The 15,080-nt window shown below is 36.8% G+C and carries 14 protein-coding genes; 2 read left to right on the forward strand and 12 right to left on the reverse strand.

Annotated features, from left to right (window positions below):
- The first annotated feature begins 66 nt into the window (after positions 1 to 66).
- Positions 67 to 531: a GNAT family N-acetyltransferase gene (locus IGI97_RS10795; RefSeq protein ID WP_438738611.1), complete on the forward strand. Its 465-nt coding sequence runs from the start codon at positions 67 to 69 to the stop codon at positions 529 to 531.
- A 36-nt stretch (positions 532 to 567) separates the two neighbouring features.
- Here IGI97_RS10795 and IGI97_RS10800 read toward each other — a convergent pair whose 3' ends face one another.
- The 5 genes from IGI97_RS10800 to IGI97_RS10820 form a co-directional block, all read right to left on the reverse strand.
- Positions 568 to 2,391 carry an APC family permease gene (locus tag IGI97_RS10800; protein ID WP_002379167.1) on the reverse strand — a complete coding sequence of 608 codons (1,824 nt, stop codon included), beginning with the start codon at positions 2,389 to 2,391 and terminating at the stop codon, positions 568 to 570.
- A gap of 298 nt (positions 2,392 to 2,689) precedes the next feature.
- Positions 2,690 to 3,859, reverse strand: a complete 1,170-nt coding sequence (locus IGI97_RS10805) for a cation diffusion facilitator family transporter (RefSeq protein ID WP_002386999.1) — start codon at positions 3,857 to 3,859, stop codon at positions 2,690 to 2,692.
- 220 nt (positions 3,860 to 4,079) lie between these two features.
- Complete coding sequence (locus tag IGI97_RS10810; RefSeq protein WP_438738613.1) at positions 4,080 to 6,746, reverse strand: YhgE/Pip family protein; 2,667 nt, start codon at positions 6,744 to 6,746, stop codon at positions 4,080 to 4,082.
- Between the two features lie 120 nt (positions 6,747 to 6,866).
- On the reverse strand, positions 6,867 to 7,097 hold the full coding sequence (locus IGI97_RS10815) for a hypothetical protein (RefSeq protein ID WP_002355737.1): 231 nt from the start codon (positions 7,095 to 7,097) through the stop codon (positions 6,867 to 6,869).
- Between the two features lie 78 nt (positions 7,098 to 7,175).
- The gene (locus tag IGI97_RS10820) at positions 7,176 to 7,928 is read right to left on the reverse strand and encodes a tyrosine-protein phosphatase (RefSeq protein WP_025193856.1); all 753 of its coding nucleotides are present in this window, start codon (positions 7,926 to 7,928) and stop codon (positions 7,176 to 7,178) included.
- Between the two features lie 173 nt (positions 7,929 to 8,101).
- Between IGI97_RS10820 and IGI97_RS10825 the strand changes: the two genes are divergently transcribed.
- Complete coding sequence (locus tag IGI97_RS10825; RefSeq protein ID WP_104866484.1) at positions 8,102 to 9,580, forward strand: helix-turn-helix domain-containing protein; 1,479 nt, start codon at positions 8,102 to 8,104, stop codon at positions 9,578 to 9,580.
- A 54-nt stretch (positions 9,581 to 9,634) separates the two neighbouring features.
- Here IGI97_RS10825 and lepB read toward each other — a convergent pair whose 3' ends face one another.
- The 7 genes from lepB to acpS form a co-directional block, all read right to left on the reverse strand.
- Positions 9,635 to 10,384: a signal peptidase I gene (gene lepB, locus IGI97_RS10830; protein WP_438738616.1), complete on the reverse strand. Its 750-nt coding sequence runs from the start codon at positions 10,382 to 10,384 to the stop codon at positions 9,635 to 9,637.
- Positions 10,385 to 10,442: 58 nt separating this feature from the next.
- Positions 10,443 to 10,769, reverse strand: coding sequence for a hypothetical protein (locus IGI97_RS10835; RefSeq protein WP_438738618.1), 327 nt, complete (start codon positions 10,767 to 10,769; stop codon positions 10,443 to 10,445).
- The gene (locus IGI97_RS10840) at positions 10,750 to 12,045 is read right to left on the reverse strand and encodes a hypothetical protein (RefSeq protein WP_438738620.1); all 1,296 of its coding nucleotides are present in this window, start codon (positions 12,043 to 12,045) and stop codon (positions 10,750 to 10,752) included. The genes IGI97_RS10835 and IGI97_RS10840 overlap by 20 nt, the downstream gene beginning before the upstream one ends.
- Positions 12,046 to 12,069: 24 nt before the next feature.
- Complete coding sequence (locus IGI97_RS10845) at positions 12,070 to 12,765, reverse strand: hypothetical protein (protein ID WP_002355730.1); 696 nt, start codon at positions 12,763 to 12,765, stop codon at positions 12,070 to 12,072.
- A 318-nt stretch (positions 12,766 to 13,083) separates the two neighbouring features.
- The gene (locus tag IGI97_RS10850) at positions 13,084 to 13,461 is read right to left on the reverse strand and encodes a type II toxin-antitoxin system PemK/MazF family toxin (RefSeq protein WP_002355729.1); all 378 of its coding nucleotides are present in this window, start codon (positions 13,459 to 13,461) and stop codon (positions 13,084 to 13,086) included.
- A 15-nt stretch (positions 13,462 to 13,476) separates the two neighbouring features.
- Positions 13,477 to 14,592: an alanine racemase gene (gene alr, locus IGI97_RS10855; protein WP_010712068.1), complete on the reverse strand. Its 1,116-nt coding sequence runs from the start codon at positions 14,590 to 14,592 to the stop codon at positions 13,477 to 13,479.
- A 29-nt stretch (positions 14,593 to 14,621) separates the two neighbouring features.
- Positions 14,622 to 14,975 (reverse strand): holo-ACP synthase, encoded by a 354-nt coding sequence (gene acpS / locus IGI97_RS10860; protein WP_002355727.1) that lies wholly within the window; start codon positions 14,973 to 14,975, stop codon positions 14,622 to 14,624.
- Positions 14,976 to 15,080: the final 105 nt, after the last annotated feature.

A 15,080-nucleotide genomic window follows, 5' to 3' on the forward strand; every position in this document is an offset into this window, starting at 1 on the left:
AATGCAGAGCAGATCCAACATTGTTTCTTTTCAATGGGATCTGTTCTTTTATCTAGGAGATTAATAATGTCTAACTATACTATTATCGATTTAAACCAACAACCACACTTAATTCCGTCAGCTGCTCAATGGTTTAGCCAAAAGTGGCAAATCCCCGCTGAAGCGTATCAAGCAAGTATGCAGGAAATGCTAACTAGCGAAAACCACGTACCTCATTGGTGGGTCTGCTTGAATAAACAGCAGGACATCGTTGCAGGCGTGGGCGTAATTGATAATGACTTCCACAATCGTGCAGACCTTACGCCAAACCTTTGTGCATTGTATGTCGAACCAACATTTCGTCACCAAGGCTTAGCAGGAATTCTTTTAACAACAGTTGGTGATTTTCTTGCTAATTTTGGACTTAAAAAGCTTTATCTGCTTACAGACCATACTACTTTTTATGAAAGATATGACTGGGAATTTTTGACAATGGTAACCACTGAAGAGCAGTCTTGCGCTAGAATTTATCAAAAACAATTACGTCAATAAAAAAATCTGCCATCAAAAGATGGCAGACTTTTTTATTTATTTTTTCAAGTGATAACTATAGGTAGCCACAATAATATTTTCCCGCCACGCTAAACGAATCCGCAAGCGTAAACTTGTTTGGTTATGCAAAATATTTTGCCAACGTTTATTCGGTACAAATTGTGGTACTAAAACCGTTGTACTGTAGTTATGCTTCGTGGCATTTTTACTAACCAAATCAACATAACGTAAGATAGGGTTTTGCAGTGAACGATACGAAGAATGGACAATTGATAGACGAACGTCCGGGAAGTGTTTTTTAAACTCTTCCTGAATTTCTTTTTCCTTCTCAACGTTTTCATCCATTGAGACATGCATGGCAACAACATAATCACCAATGGAACGCGCATAGTTCAAGGCGCCGACATTTGCTTTGGTTACGTTCCCTACTAAAACAATAACTGTATTCCCGTCAAACTCATGCAACTGTGCCCCATCTTCTAAACGTAGCTGTTCCGCCACATTTTTATAGTGAGTATTGACCCGATAAAATGCATAAATCAACACCGGCATAATAATAAAGAACGGCCAGATATCCCCTAATCGATAAATAAACAAAATGGCGATAATCGCGAAAGAGATAAAGGCGCCGACAATGTTAGCAATTGATTTTGGCAACCAATTTTTAGTTTCTTTTCGCCATTTTACAACCATGCCCGATTGAGACAAAGCAAACGGAATAAATACACCAATTGAATACAATGGGATTAAACGTTCTGTGGAACCTTGGAAAATCAATAATAAAACAATCGAACCAGCAGCTAAAGTTAAAATACCATTTGAATAGCCTAAACGGTCGCCACGATCCATATACATATGCGGCATAAACTTATCTTTGGCTAAGTTATAAGCCAAAACTGGAAAGGCTGAGAATCCTGTGTTAGCGGCAACCGCTAAAATTAAGGCTGTCGCAAACTGTAATAAATAATATAAAATATTTTGACCAAAGACCGCTTTCCCAATTTGTGAAAGAACTGTCACTTCTTCTTTTGGTACAATCCCATACCAATAGTTAATAAATGTAATCCCCACGAAGAAGAACCCTAAAATCGTTGCCATTAACGCTAACGTCCCAGCAGCATTTTTTGCTCGTGGTTTCTTAAAGAATGGCACTGCATTACTGATTGCTTCGACCCCTGTTAAGGAAGAAGAACCAGATGAAAACGCCCGTAAAACTAAGGCAATAGAAATTCCTGGAACCACGGCTCCTGGTAAAGCTGTCGCATTCAATGGCTGTGCGCCAGTCACAATTTTAAATAGTCCAACAACAATCAGTAAGGTAATAATTGCGATAAAACTATACACTGGCAACATTAAGAACGAGGCAGATTCTCGCAGGCCTCTCAAGTTCATTAAGGTAATCAATATCACAATCCCAATAGAAATTGCTACTTGATGACCATATAACGCTGGAATCGCCGATATAATCGCCTCTGCACCCGCTGAAACTGAAACGGCTACTGTTAGCATATAATCGACTAACAACGAACCACCAGCCAATAAACCGGCATTTCTGCCGAGGTTTTCACTACTAACAACGTATGCGCCGCCGCCATGCGGATACGCATGAATAATTTGTCGGTACGACAATGTTAAAGAAATAAGTAAAATAATAACAAATGCAGCAATTGGCAATGAATACCAAATCGCAGCCGCCGACAAAGTAACCAGAACCACCACTATTTGTTCTGTACCATACGCAATGGATGAAAGTGCATCAGAAGATAACAACGCAAGCGCTGCAAATCTGCTTAATTTATGTTCATCATTTTCGGCTGATTTCAATGGTTTCCCAATGAACAGTCGTTTTAAATCCGCCATTTTTTTCTACTCCTTTTCTCTAGAGTGACCCGCTCACTTTTTTCATTATTTTTTATCAAACAAATCCATATGCTACGCTTCTCACAATGAAAAGTCAATTGATTTTTGTTACTGAAAAAGATAAAAAAATCACCATCTTTTTTTAATCAGACACTCATTTACAGCCCCACCGCTTCCTTTATCTTATCAAGAGAATCCAGATAACAAAAGGATTTGCATTCTCTAAACAAAAAAGCGAGAGCTAAAAGTCTATTTGACCTTTTGGCTCACGCTTAAAAACTTAGTTAATTATTCCCTTTTATTGTAACAAGTACGTATGATCGAAGGTAATTTCCACTTTATAACGACCAATTTTTTCATAAACTTGCCGTTGAATTTCCACACCCAGTTCAAATTCAGATAATTTTGATTCTGTAGGCAAAACCAAGTCGAACAAAATCTTCGGTTCTTCACCATGGGTAACTAAGCGGATATCATGGACTTTTAAAGACGCATCAAAAGAACGAATAATCTTTTTGATTGTTTGATGAACAAATTGTTGTGTTGGGTCATACAAATTCACTGGATCAATATGACAAACAAGGTTAACATCCAATTCTTCTTTAAACTTCGCTTCAATCGCATCGATTGTCTGATGGGCTTTATTTAAATCCCAGCGATCATCAATTTCAATGTGAACAGACGCAAACGTTTGGCTGGGACCATAATTATGAATCAGTAAATCGTGATATCCTACAATTGTTTCCATTTTTGATAAGACATTTTTCATTTCATCAATTTCTGTTTGGCTCGGACGCATGCCCATCAACTCATTAATAAATTCGCGAATTAACTGCAAGCCACTATAAATAATATATGCAGCAATTAAAAAACCAATATATCCATCAATTCGCAAACCAGTGACGCCTTCAATAAATGCAGAAATCAAAACAGCTAATGTAGTATAAACATCATTAAAGCTATCCTTAGCAGAAGCAACTAATGCTTGAGAATCAATTTTTGCTGATACTTTTTTGTAAAACAGCCCTTGCCAAATTTTAATCCCAATTGATAAAGCTAAAACAGCAAATAAAATGGGTGTCACCTTGATTGATTCTGGATGCAGGATGCGATCAACGGAGGTCGTTAGAAACTCAAACCCAATAAACGTAATCACTAATGATACAAGCATTCCACTAATATATTCAAAACGTTCATGGCCATAGGGATGTTCTTTATCCGCTGGCTTACCAGCAATATAAAAACCGACTAATGTTAAAACTGAAGAAATAGTATCGGACAAGCTATTAATGGCATCTGCCATGATTGAAACACTACCTGAAAGCAAGCCAATCATAAATTTACTAACGAATAAAAATAAATTAGAAACAAGCCCAATCCGCCCGGCAAAAGCACCGAATGCTGTTCGTTTTTCCAATTTACGACGTTCAATTTTTTTCTCATATCGTTGAAGCAATGCTTGAATCATTTTACAACCCCTACCCACTTTTTATTTCTTAAAAAAATACTATAAAACCTTTTTATACATTTGTACACAAAAAACCTCACTTTCTGAGGGAGATTTTATTATTTAGCATTGCCAAAAAGTCAAAAGCAAGAGCCCCCAAAACTTCTTTGTTAGGGTTGCCTTGAAAATAAAGAAAAACAAAAAGCCGAAAACGCTAGAGACGTTTTCAGCTTTTTGTTTTTTAATGGAATAAATGGCTCTTTTGTGCTAAAGCCGCAAATTTTTTCGATCTGTGTTCCAGATGTGGATAAAGAATTGCGCCGCCAATACTAAAGACGACTGAAATCCCCACCATAATCCAAATGGCAAACCAAGCATTTGGCCAGTAAATGCCTCCTGCTGATTCCCTTAGCAAGTTCACGGCATGCGTAAACGGCAAGAACGGATTAATCATTTGGAAGAATTTACCTGAGACTTGAATTGGGTAGTTCCCACCCCCACCAGAGATGGATAGTACCAAGATTATTATCGCAATTCCTTTCCCTACATTGCCAAAGAGAGCAACGAGCACATAAACCATTATCATAAACGTAATGGCAATCAATACCGCAAACCAGACGCTATACGCTGGATTACGAACATCTACGCCTAACGCAAAGTAATTACCTAAGGTTACAATCAGTGCTTGACCAATCCCCATGACAATGAAGGTAAACATCCGTGCTGAAAATTGTTCCCGTTTAGAAAAGCGTTTTTTATCTTTTCCTTCAAGATAAACATCTGTTGTCGCAACACTTGAGAATAACACAGCGCCAACCCATAAACACAAAGCTGTATAGAATGGGGTACTTGCCGAACCATTATTAGCAATCGGATAAACAGCATGTTCTTTGACTTCAACTGGTTGTGTAAAGAAGTCACTTTCTTTATTGGCATCTAATTTTAGTAATTTAAGAATTTCACCTAAATCAACTTCTTTTTCACCTTTACGGATTGCATTCGCTGCTTTGTGTAATCCTGTTTTGATATTTGGCCAATCATTAATAATCAGCTCGTTGGCTTTGTCTAAGGCCGCTTCAACATCTGGCATTTTCTCATTGACTGTTTTCAAGGTATTCGTTAAATCTTTTCGGATACCTGGATAGTCATTTTGCATAAAGGCTGCCGCTTTGCTGACTTTGTCTTGAATGACTGGTAAATCGTTTTTATACAAATCAGCACCACGATTAATGCCATTGACAATGGTTTCCATATTGCCATTCAACATCGTATTCGCATCATGAATTTCTTGTTTAATTGCCGGCATTTCGGCTTGATATTTTTCTAATAAAGAAATCGCATTAGTGACCGTTTGACTTGTTGAGCTCAATAATCCTTCAAAGTCAATTTGTTGCGCTTTGTTTAGTTGACCTTGAGCGTTTTGGATGGTAGCAATTAATTTGTCTAAAATCGTTTTTACTGTGTTTTCAATTGCATCAGGGTTAATACTATTGACGGTTGCTTCTACTTGTTGAGCTTCTGCTTGAATAGCATTTAAATCTGCATCAGTTACCGCATTCACATCAATGTTATCAACATCAGTTTTTAATCTAACTACAATACCATCAATCGTATTCAATCTATTTATTGTGTCTTGTAAATCAGTGTTACCTGTGGCTTCTTGTATTTGCGTAAACAGTTGAATCAGCTGTTGGATATTTTCATGTTGTTTTCCTAGGCTTTCAGACAGTTGTTGCTTAATTGCTTCTCTTTCTTCAACTGGTAAACGATGATTTTTTAAATCTTCTAGTGCTGTATTTACACCAGCGCTAATTGTTCCAATTGCTTTTAAAATCGTCCCCACACTTTGAGTAATTCCAGGTAAAGCCTTTTCCAATTGAGTGGCGCCATCTAATGTGACATTCCCTAAATCATTGGCTTGATCACCTAGTTTACGAATATCTGGTAACGCCGTTTGAACTTGTTGAATGATTTCTAATCCTTGTTTTGCTTCTTGGATTCCTTCGCTCATTGTTTGTTCCACAGAGGCAAAGTCTTCATCAATCATAGCAATTTGTCGGCCAGCGTTTTGAATTTCTGGAATTTTTTCTTGTAACGTCAAAATAACACTAGCTTGTTCTTTGATGCTTGGCATTTTACCATTTAGCTCAACAATCTTCTCTCCCAAAGCATCAACTTCAGGTAAATATTTCATCGCATCGTTGGCTTTCGCTAATTTTTCTTTTAGATCAGGCATCTTACCATGTAAGTCAGTGACTTGTTTCGCGTACGTGTCAATGGTTCCAATGTTGGCATCTGTATCTAAAATCATGCTCTTAACTTTTTGAATGCTGACCATGTTTTTATCAATATCATAGCCAATATCATTGAATGTTTTGATTAACGTACTACTTGCCGTTTTAATGAATTCTTCCGAAATTTGTGACTGAATGGAAGAAGCGCCTTTTGACGTAATTTTCGGCGCAATTGCATTAATTTTTTCGTTAATTGAGTATTCAATTTTAGGTTTATTGATATCACCAGAAGTAAAACTTAGCAAATCCTTGGAAAAATCTTTAGGTAAATAAATCCCGGCAAAATATTTTCCTGATTGGACCCCTTTATCTAATTCCTTTTTCGAATCAACAAAACGCCAACCTAATTGCTTGTTTTTCTTCAAGTTTTTCAAGACTTCATCACCAATATTGACCGATTTATCTTGAAAAGTTGCTGTTTGGTCATCACTATAGACCGCTATTGGTAACTCTCCTGTATTTGAATACGGATCCCATAGTGCTTTAATGTTAAACCATGCATATAATGATGGAATAATCATTAAGGCAACAATCAAAAATGTTGCTACTGGGTTTTTAAAAATTCTTTTCCAATCTAAAATAAATAGTTCCCATGTATTTTTTATATGTTTCATAAAATCACCTGCTTTTTTTTGTGCCTGAATAACTTTAGCATAAAATACAAGAGAATAACAAACAAAAGCTTGAATGTTACGACACATTTTTAAAATGTCGTAAGTTCAAGCTAAGATTGTTTATTTCATATTTTTAGAAAATTCCGAAACGACTTGTTTAACTTCATCAATGGCTTCTGGTTTTAAATAAGCCAAAAGTTTTGGTGCTTTTGTCATCAAGTACATTTTATCTAATTTGCCTGTTTGTTGGCGTTCAAACATTTCTGCAAGTAGCGCTTGCATTTTTTCTTTTTTATCTTCTTTTGTTCGATCTAGTATGAACGTTAAGAATTGTTCTTGTCCTTCTTTCATTCCCTATCCCTCCTTACAAACAGATTCTTTTCTATTATAAAACTTCTTTTTTAGAAAGGATAGTCCTTTTTTTAGGATCTATGATTTTGTGTACAGACTTAGCATGTCTTTTTTGGCGGATAAAGGTAAACCGAGTCCCTCTTTTAAATACCCCTCTACCGAACCAAATTCTTTTTCAATCGCCTGTAAAGCGGTCGCTAAGTACTCTTTTTTCACATAAAGCAGCGTTTCTAATTGTTGAATTTCTGCTGGAGGCGTTCCATTTGCTTGATATTGCGCAATAATCTGCTCGTTAGCGGCTTTTCTTTGCTCATTCGTCTTTAAATAATCTTCTAAAATATAAGAATGTTCCACACCTAAAGCACTTAATATCAAGGCTGCACCGATTCCTGTTCGATCTTTTCCTGCGAAACAATGAAATAAAATAGCTTCCTGTGGATAACTTAAAAAGTTTTCAAAAAATGTTTGGTAACCTTTGCGGCCCGAATTGGAAAGAACCATCTCTTTATAAGCCATGTCCATTGCTGCATCGGGTGAACCAACCGTTTTAAGCATTCCTTCTAATGAAGCAGTCTGCGCCTGAATATCGGCCAAAATATCTATATGTAAATAGTTGGTTCCTTGAATTGAATCATCTGGTCGTTCTTGCGTTTCTGCTGCACTTCTAAAATCATAGATTCGTTTAATTTGATAGTCCTCTACCAGTTTCTGTTGATCCTCTTGTGCAACATTAACGAGTTCCCCACTCCGAAAAAAATGCCCTGTCTTGACGGATGTGCCTTGTTTCGTTGGAAATCCTCCAATATCTCTAAAGTTCACTACGCTGTTCATGTTCTGTCGCTCCTTCATTTTAATTATTTTGTTGTCATTTAAATACTTTGTTTTTTCTTATTATTTCTTTTTCTTAATGATAATAAAAAACACCTCAAAAAACAATCTTTTTATCAGTTGTTTATTGCCATTTTATCATAGATACAGTATTCTTAAAAGAGAGGTGAGTAACGATGCTAAAACGAGATTTTTTAGAAAAGCCTTATGATTATATGAATGATATTTTATTGTTCCTATATAATAATAAAGGCCGAGCGACACGAAATGAATTAGTAGATTTTTTCAATATTAGTTTACCAACATTGAATGAATATCTTTCTTTTTTAGAGCAATTTTTGAAAGAAGAGCAACTTCAAGAAAACCTCACCTTAACTGTATTAGGTGACACTCTATATCTAAATAAAGCGCCTACCTTTTCCATGAAAGCAATGATCATGTTGTTCTTAGATAAATCTATTAAGTTTCACATGGTCCAGCAACTCTTCCATAAAAATGAAATAAATGGCGGGTATTTCCAACAGAATTATGCCATTAGCTCTGCTACCTATTATCGAAAAATTGTTGAATTAAATGATTTACTCAATGAGTTTAATTTACGTATCAAACGAGGAAAACTTGTTGGCGAAGAAAAACAAATTCGCTTTTTCTTTTTTAATTTTTTCTGGTTTATCTTTGAAGAAAAAACAGATTTAGAAAAAGAGCTGGCCAATCAATACCTAGGATTAATCGAGATACTACAAGAAATCCCCAGAATTACCTTTGACCATACAGAAATTCTCCAAATTAAACTTTGGATGAAAATTTCTTTTCGTCGCATGGTTTTAGAACCCCTGCCAACGATTAGTCCACAGGATGTCCAACTCGATCGACCTTTATTTGAAGAAATTAATTTATCTATACATACATATATGAAAAGAATCGACCGTCCATATACAATCAACGAAGCCTATATGTTTTATGACTTTTTTTGTTCCATGCATAACTATTCTGCGAATGCTGCTTTCGCCTTTCGTTTAGCAAAACAACAACGAATTGAAAAAACGTATCTTAACGAAATGAACCGGGTCATTTTAACGTACCTTAAAGCACGTGGTTATTTATCCCATTACGTGCTGCCTATTCGGCTACTTTATATTGAAAATTTACTTTTCCAATTACATGCGCAACTCTATTATTTTTCAGGATTTATTTTACCCTTTGATTATTGGACAATTCAGTCACTTTTGAAAGTCTTACGTCATCCTTTTAGCGAAAGTGAAGTTTACGAATTAGTGGAGATCGCTACAACGAACTTTGCCACAAAAGTCACTGCTTCTAAGTACCAAAATCAATTTACTGAAATTAATTATACACTTATTTTGAATCACATTGCTGAATTAAATGAAAAAAAAATAACAATTGGTGTTTATCACTCACTGAGCAGTGCTTATAGCGAGTTGGTAGCACAAAAAATACAACAGAGTATCGCTGGAAAATATCCGCTGAAAATTGAGCCTTACAACGCAGAAAACCATTATGATTTGCTTTTAATGAATACCAATAATGAACAGCTCGTTGCCCAGTATGACCATTACTATATTTTTTCGGATATTAGTAATCGTTACGACCTACAATCAATTGAAAAAATCATTCAATTGTTATTGGGCAAATAATCTCTAAAAAGAAAAGCTTAAGTGCCCTACTCTTAGATGGCTGACTTAAGCTTTTTATTTTACTTTCCCTATTTCCTTAAACGGCGCCATTTTAAACACCACGATTCCTTCAATCGCTTGTATCTCGACAAAGCCGAACGTACGACTATCACTTGAATGCGTACGATTGTCCCCTAAGACAAAGTAATGACCGGCTGGAATCTTCTGGAACAGGCGAAGTTGGGCTGCCACTTCTTCCGATAAGTCAAAACGACTGGCATTCTCAGGCAGTGCCTCATTATCGCTTGCTATAGGTTCTTCTGAAAGATAAAGTTTTCCCTCGTTTACCCAAATTCGATCACCAGGAACCCCGATAATTCGCTTGACGTACGTACCTTTGCTAGCCAACGGTGCTTTAAATGCAATCACATCGTATCTTGTTACTTGCTTCGTCCGTTGTACTAAGACTCGTTCCCCTGCGTTAAGCGTTGGCTTCATGGATTGCCCAGCAATTGGGTGGCTAGATGTCTTTAACACAAAAAAGAACACAAAAATGGCGAAAAGAATAGCTGGCATAAAAAATCTAACGACTTGGATGCGTTGTTTCTTTTGGTAGGCTTGCCGCTTTTTTTTAATCTCTTCAGCGGTCATTTTTCTTTGCGGTCCTCTTATTGATCGATGGTTATCTGTTTGCTCAAGCAAATATTCCATTGCTGTGTTAGCCTTTTGCTTTTTTAGCTGATATGTCGCAGGCAACTTTTGCTTCAAGAAGGCGCGCTTAATGTGGCGAATTGTTCGCATAACTGACTTTATCCATTCTTCCATCGTTTTCTTAAAAGGAAAAGCTTCTTAAATAAACTTTTCCTTTCTTTACTCCTTTTTTCTATTTGACTAATTGCGTTCCTTTTTTTATATAACTACTACGTAACTGGTTCTCCTTCATAAACTGATTCAGTGGTTTCTGCGCATCTTGTGCCAGCTCCCAGATACTTTGATTTGCTTGTACAAGATATTCGCTCTTCTCTGTTACTATGTTTTTCCTGATAAGCGGTTGCCTTAGTGACTGCTCTTTCTTTGAGACAACAGCAGCCTGTAATCGTTCTGCAGAGCCACTTAGTGTAACAGCTAAAAAAAGGACCCCAAGACAATGTAGTTTCCTTGCTCCCATTAACTTTTTACTGACCATTTTATTAATAGTTATCTTGTTCAAGACGTGTCAGTTTAGTTAAACGTTCCTCTAATTCGCGATAAATCTCAAGTACTTCTACTTTTGATGCTTCGACTTCATTCGAAATACTTTTCGCTCGGTTACCAATATTTAACATTTCTAATTCTGCGGAATTGATTAGGTGTTTTGCTTCTACTTTCGCTTCATTAACAATCCGATTGGCTTCTTTTTTGGCAGAAACCATCACTTCGCCAATTTCTTGTTGCGATTTTAAAGCCTCTTCTTGTAATTGCTGATTTTTCATTAATAAATCGTTGATTTGCTGTTTTGCGCGTAGCAATTCTGTTAACTGCTCACTACTCGGTTCAATATTTTTTGAAACGGCTTGTAGTGTCTTCAATTCTTTTTGAACTTGTTCTAAATTGTCTTCTTTGGCCTCTACTTCTTTTCTTAGAGCAGCTAATTCTCCTTCGTAAACTTGCTTTTCAGCAAGATGTTTGTCATTGACACCTTGCAGTCGCCCTAATTTTACTTCCGCTTCATTTTTTTGCTGTAAACTATTTTGAAGCTCATTCTTTAACTCCTCCATGCGTTGTTGCACAATCACTTCTTGTTGGGCAGCCTCTTGTAAGGTTTGTTTTTCAGCTTCTACTTTTTGTAATTGTACAGTTAGTTTTTCAATTTGTTCCTGCAATGCTTGTTGAGTCGTTGTGCTTTCTTCTAATTCTGTCGTTAACGTTTCTACTTGCTTTTCCATTCCTGTAATATCCCCTTTTTTCTCCAACTTTCCTTTTTCTTCTGCTAACTGGTTGTGTAATGTCTGGATATGTTGTTGCTGTTCAGCCGATTCTTTTTCTAATTCTGCCACTTGCTGCGTTAATTCACTTTCTAAACGTTCCATTTGATTATGTACAGTGGTTAATTGTTTTTCTGCGTTTTGCAGATTTGTTTGAAGAGTGGTAGCCTCTGTCGTGTTTTCACTGTTCGTTTCCAGTTGCTCTTCCAATTCAAAAATTTCATGTTCCTTTTGATTTAGTGTTTCAAGTAATGCCTGATTTTTTTCTTCTAATGCTTGTTTTTCCGTTTCTTGTTGGTTCTTTAATTGCTCATTTTCTTCTTGAAGTTTTTTAAAGGCTGTTTCTTTTTTCTGATAGTAGGCGAGCCTTTCTCTTAACGTCGCCATTTCTTTTTCCTGTTGTTCTGGTTTGATTCCGCTAATTATTTTTTCTGGTTCGAATCCTGGCTGAAAAAAGACTTCTTTTTCAAGCGTATCATCCGAAATATCTTTAATTTTTTTGATTAAACGTCTTTTTGTCATATATATGTCCTTTCTCTCGTCCTTTTAACTAATCACGACAGGCTCCAAATTTGTTTCAAGCGTCTCACGAGCATACGTATCAATGGATTTGACAAGGGTTTGCTCTTGATCTCGATAAGTAAAATTAAAATCAATCATGGTGATTTCTTTGACTGAATTCAACGCTGCAATAAGTGCTACAATATTGTCTTGGCCTGTTTGAAATTCATGGTAACTTAAGCCAACTGAAAAAACAGACAGTGTCAAGGTTTGTGTTTTTTCACTTCTAATCATTGTGATACTCGTCTCTCCGAGGTAAGGACGCCATTCACGCGCTAATTGTAATTCATAATTAGTCAAGACAGCGGCCGATTCTGCCGAAACAGCTTGCTTCCAGGGAAACTGATTTAAGGCTGTTTTTTTAATCGCTTGTTTTTTTATTTTGTCACCTTGAGTAGCTTGGCCTTGTGCCAAACGCTCGATCCGTTGTTCAATGCGGATATTTCGTTGATTTAATTGATAATATGTATAAACAATTCCTAACAATAATACGCTAAGTAGACAAACACTAAACAATAAATAAATCATTAAACGACTATTTTTCTGATACTTATAGAAATTTATTTTCCTCTTTAATGTCCGGTCCTCTGAATCCAGTTTTTCGACAAGTAATCGCAAATACAATTGATAGCTTACAAATAAAAATAAGCAACTACTCATTAAAAGTACAACAATCATCATACAAATATAATCTCCTTTATGTCATCGTTCGACAATCAAAACTTGTAAAATCACCTGTTACGCTCTTTAAAAACTCTATATAGTATTGATTGTAACATTCCGTTTGAGCCTTGCCAACAACTTTATTTAAAATAAAATGATAAAATTTTATATTTTATATTTATATTTTAATTTTTAAAATATAAAACAAAAAAAGAGAGATGCCACTTGGCCATCTCTCTCGCTTTTACTCAAACTATGTTTAGCGAACCGAACTAGATCAGTCGCTTTTAAAAAAATCCAATTCGTCTTTGTTGATTTCATAGTAGCTATCGTTCTTTATGTAGCTGAATTTGCTTTTGCTGGGGCTGAATCGCTACTAAGTCCAACACTGATGCCTAAGGCACGATCAACTTCTTCCATAATATCAAGTCTCAAATGACAAACTTTTTCTTTCAAGCGACCCTTATCGATTGTTCGAATCTGCTCTAAAAGAATCACTGAATCTTTTTCAATGCCCGTTTCATCAGAATTAATCCCGATATGTGTTGGCAATTTTGGCTTTGCCATTTTGGCTGTGATCGCCGCAACGATAATCGTTGGGCTAAAATGATTACCTAAGTTATTTTGGACAACAAGGACAGGTCTGACGCCACCTTGTTCCGAGCCCACTACTGGGGAAAGGTCTGCAAAATAAATATCTCCGCGTTTGACCATAGTGGAACCTCCTATCTAGTTATATTCTCTGGGGATTCTTTGTGAGAAAGTACATGCAACTTCATAATGAATGGTTTCTAATTTTTCGGCTACCATTTGTAACGTATTTTCTTCATTGCCATCTTTTCCAACTAATGTAACGACTGAGCCGACAGGAACTTCTTCTGCTAAACGAATCATACATTGATCCATACACACTCGTCCGACGATTTCGCAACGCTTACCATTCACGAGCACTGTAAATCCTTGGAGATGACGCAACCAGCCATCTGCATAGCCGATTGGCACTGTCCCAATCCATTCTTCAGCTTCAGTTACGTAGGTTTCGCCATAGCCAATCCCTTCACCAGCCGCTAAGCGTTTTACATGGATAAGTTCACTGGTCAACCGTAAGGCCGGCTTTAACGCATAGCTTGGGGCCAGCTTATTACCTGAAGGGTTCAATCCATACATGGCTACTCCATAGCGAATCATGTTTCCTGGCACATCAGGATGCCATAACGCTGTCGCACTATTGCTAACATGGACATACCGTGGTAACTCTTCTAAAACTGCTAGAACAGCCTTAAAACGCCCTGCTTGTTTTTCAAAATAGCTTGTATCGATTTCATCAGCTGTTGAAAAATGAGTAAAAATCCCTTCCCATAAAAATTCTTTGTGGGATTGAACAAACCGCACTGCTTGCTTAGTCTCTTCCGGGGTTAAAAAGCCAATCCGTCCCATGCCAGTATCGACTTTTAAGTGAACACGTAATGGCGTGTTACTCTCAGGCGTTAGTTGTTGAAGAGCAGCTTCTAACCATTCTTGTGTAGCTACCGTTACAGACAAATCATATTGAATCAATAAAGGCACATAAGCTAAGTCTACCACACTCAAAATTAAAATGGGGTCCTGAACACCTGCTTCTCTCAATTCAATTGCTTCATCCAATAAGGCGACACAAAAACCTGTCGCGCCACCTTTTTTCGCCGCTTTGGCGGTTTCTACGGCGCCATGCCCATAGCCGTTCGCTTTTACAACCGCAAATAAAGCGGTTCCTTCTGGCAAACGTTGACATTCCTTTTGGACATTTTCAGTAATTGCTTGCGTATCGATATGTAACCGTGTAGGACGATGCCATCCAACGACCATTGTACATCCTTCTTTCTTCGTTACTTCTATTATTCGCTTTCTAAAACAATTTGTGCAATCGCCATAGTATCTGTGTGCGTAATCGAGACAAACACTTTACCATTATGGGGCGAGTTTGCTACGTATGGTGCACCTGTTTTTTCAGTCAGCACCTCAATATCTTGTAAACCAACCTTGCCAATCCCTGTGCCCCATGCTTTAGAAAACGCTTCTTTACAAGCAAAACGACCAGCTAAAAATTCTATTTGACGTTTTGTAGATAACTTTTCAAAAAGGGTCAATTCGTTAGGTGTTAAAACCCGTTGAATAAACGATCCTTGTTTTTCAACAATCGGTTTTATCCGACTTAATTCTACTGCGTCAATACCAATTCCCTTTATCATTTTCCGCCTTACTTCCTATTTAATATAGTTACTCCGAATTACCTTTCATTTTAACAAAATTTCAAAATTTTTCCACTGATTCGCTAAAAAAATAAAGAATGTTTT

The organism is Enterococcus sp. DIV2419 (assembly GCF_051711865.1).
Classification (GTDB): Bacteria; Bacillota; Bacilli; order Lactobacillales; family Enterococcaceae; genus Enterococcus; species Enterococcus faecalis.

Bases quoted from the DNA above. Each gene is read 5' to 3' on its own strand.
- IGI97_RS10795 (WP_438738611.1), top strand. From the start codon at position 67: ATGTCTAACTATACTATTATCGATTTAAACCAACAACCACACTTAATT.
- IGI97_RS10800 (WP_002379167.1), bottom strand. From the start codon at position 2,391: ATGGCGGATTTAAAACGACTGTTCATTGGGAAACCATTGAAATCAGCC.
- IGI97_RS10805 (WP_002386999.1), bottom strand. From the start codon at position 3,859: ATGATTCAAGCATTGCTTCAACGATATGAGAAAAAAATTGAACGTCGT.
- IGI97_RS10810 (WP_438738613.1), bottom strand. From the start codon at position 6,746: ATGAAACATATAAAAAATACATGGGAACTATTTATTTTAGATTGGAAA.
- IGI97_RS10815 (WP_002355737.1), bottom strand. From the start codon at position 7,097: ATGAAAGAAGGACAAGAACAATTCTTAACGTTCATACTAGATCGAACA.
- IGI97_RS10820 (WP_025193856.1), bottom strand. From the start codon at position 7,928: ATGAACAGCGTAGTGAACTTTAGAGATATTGGAGGATTTCCAACGAAA.
- IGI97_RS10825 (WP_104866484.1), top strand. From the start codon at position 8,102: ATGCTAAAACGAGATTTTTTAGAAAAGCCTTATGATTATATGAATGAT.
- lepB (WP_438738616.1), bottom strand. From the start codon at position 10,384: ATGGAAGAATGGATAAAGTCAGTTATGCGAACAATTCGCCACATTAAG.
- IGI97_RS10840 (WP_438738620.1), bottom strand. From the start codon at position 12,045: ATGACAAAAAGACGTTTAATCAAAAAAATTAAAGATATTTCGGATGAT.
- IGI97_RS10845 (WP_002355730.1), bottom strand. From the start codon at position 12,765: ATGATGATTGTTGTACTTTTAATGAGTAGTTGCTTATTTTTATTTGTA.
- IGI97_RS10850 (WP_002355729.1), bottom strand. From the start codon at position 13,461: ATGGTCAAACGCGGAGATATTTATTTTGCAGACCTTTCCCCAGTAGTG.
- alr (WP_010712068.1), bottom strand. From the start codon at position 14,592: ATGGTCGTTGGATGGCATCGTCCTACACGGTTACATATCGATACGCAA.
- acpS (WP_002355727.1), bottom strand. From the start codon at position 14,975: ATGATAAAGGGAATTGGTATTGACGCAGTAGAATTAAGTCGGATAAAA.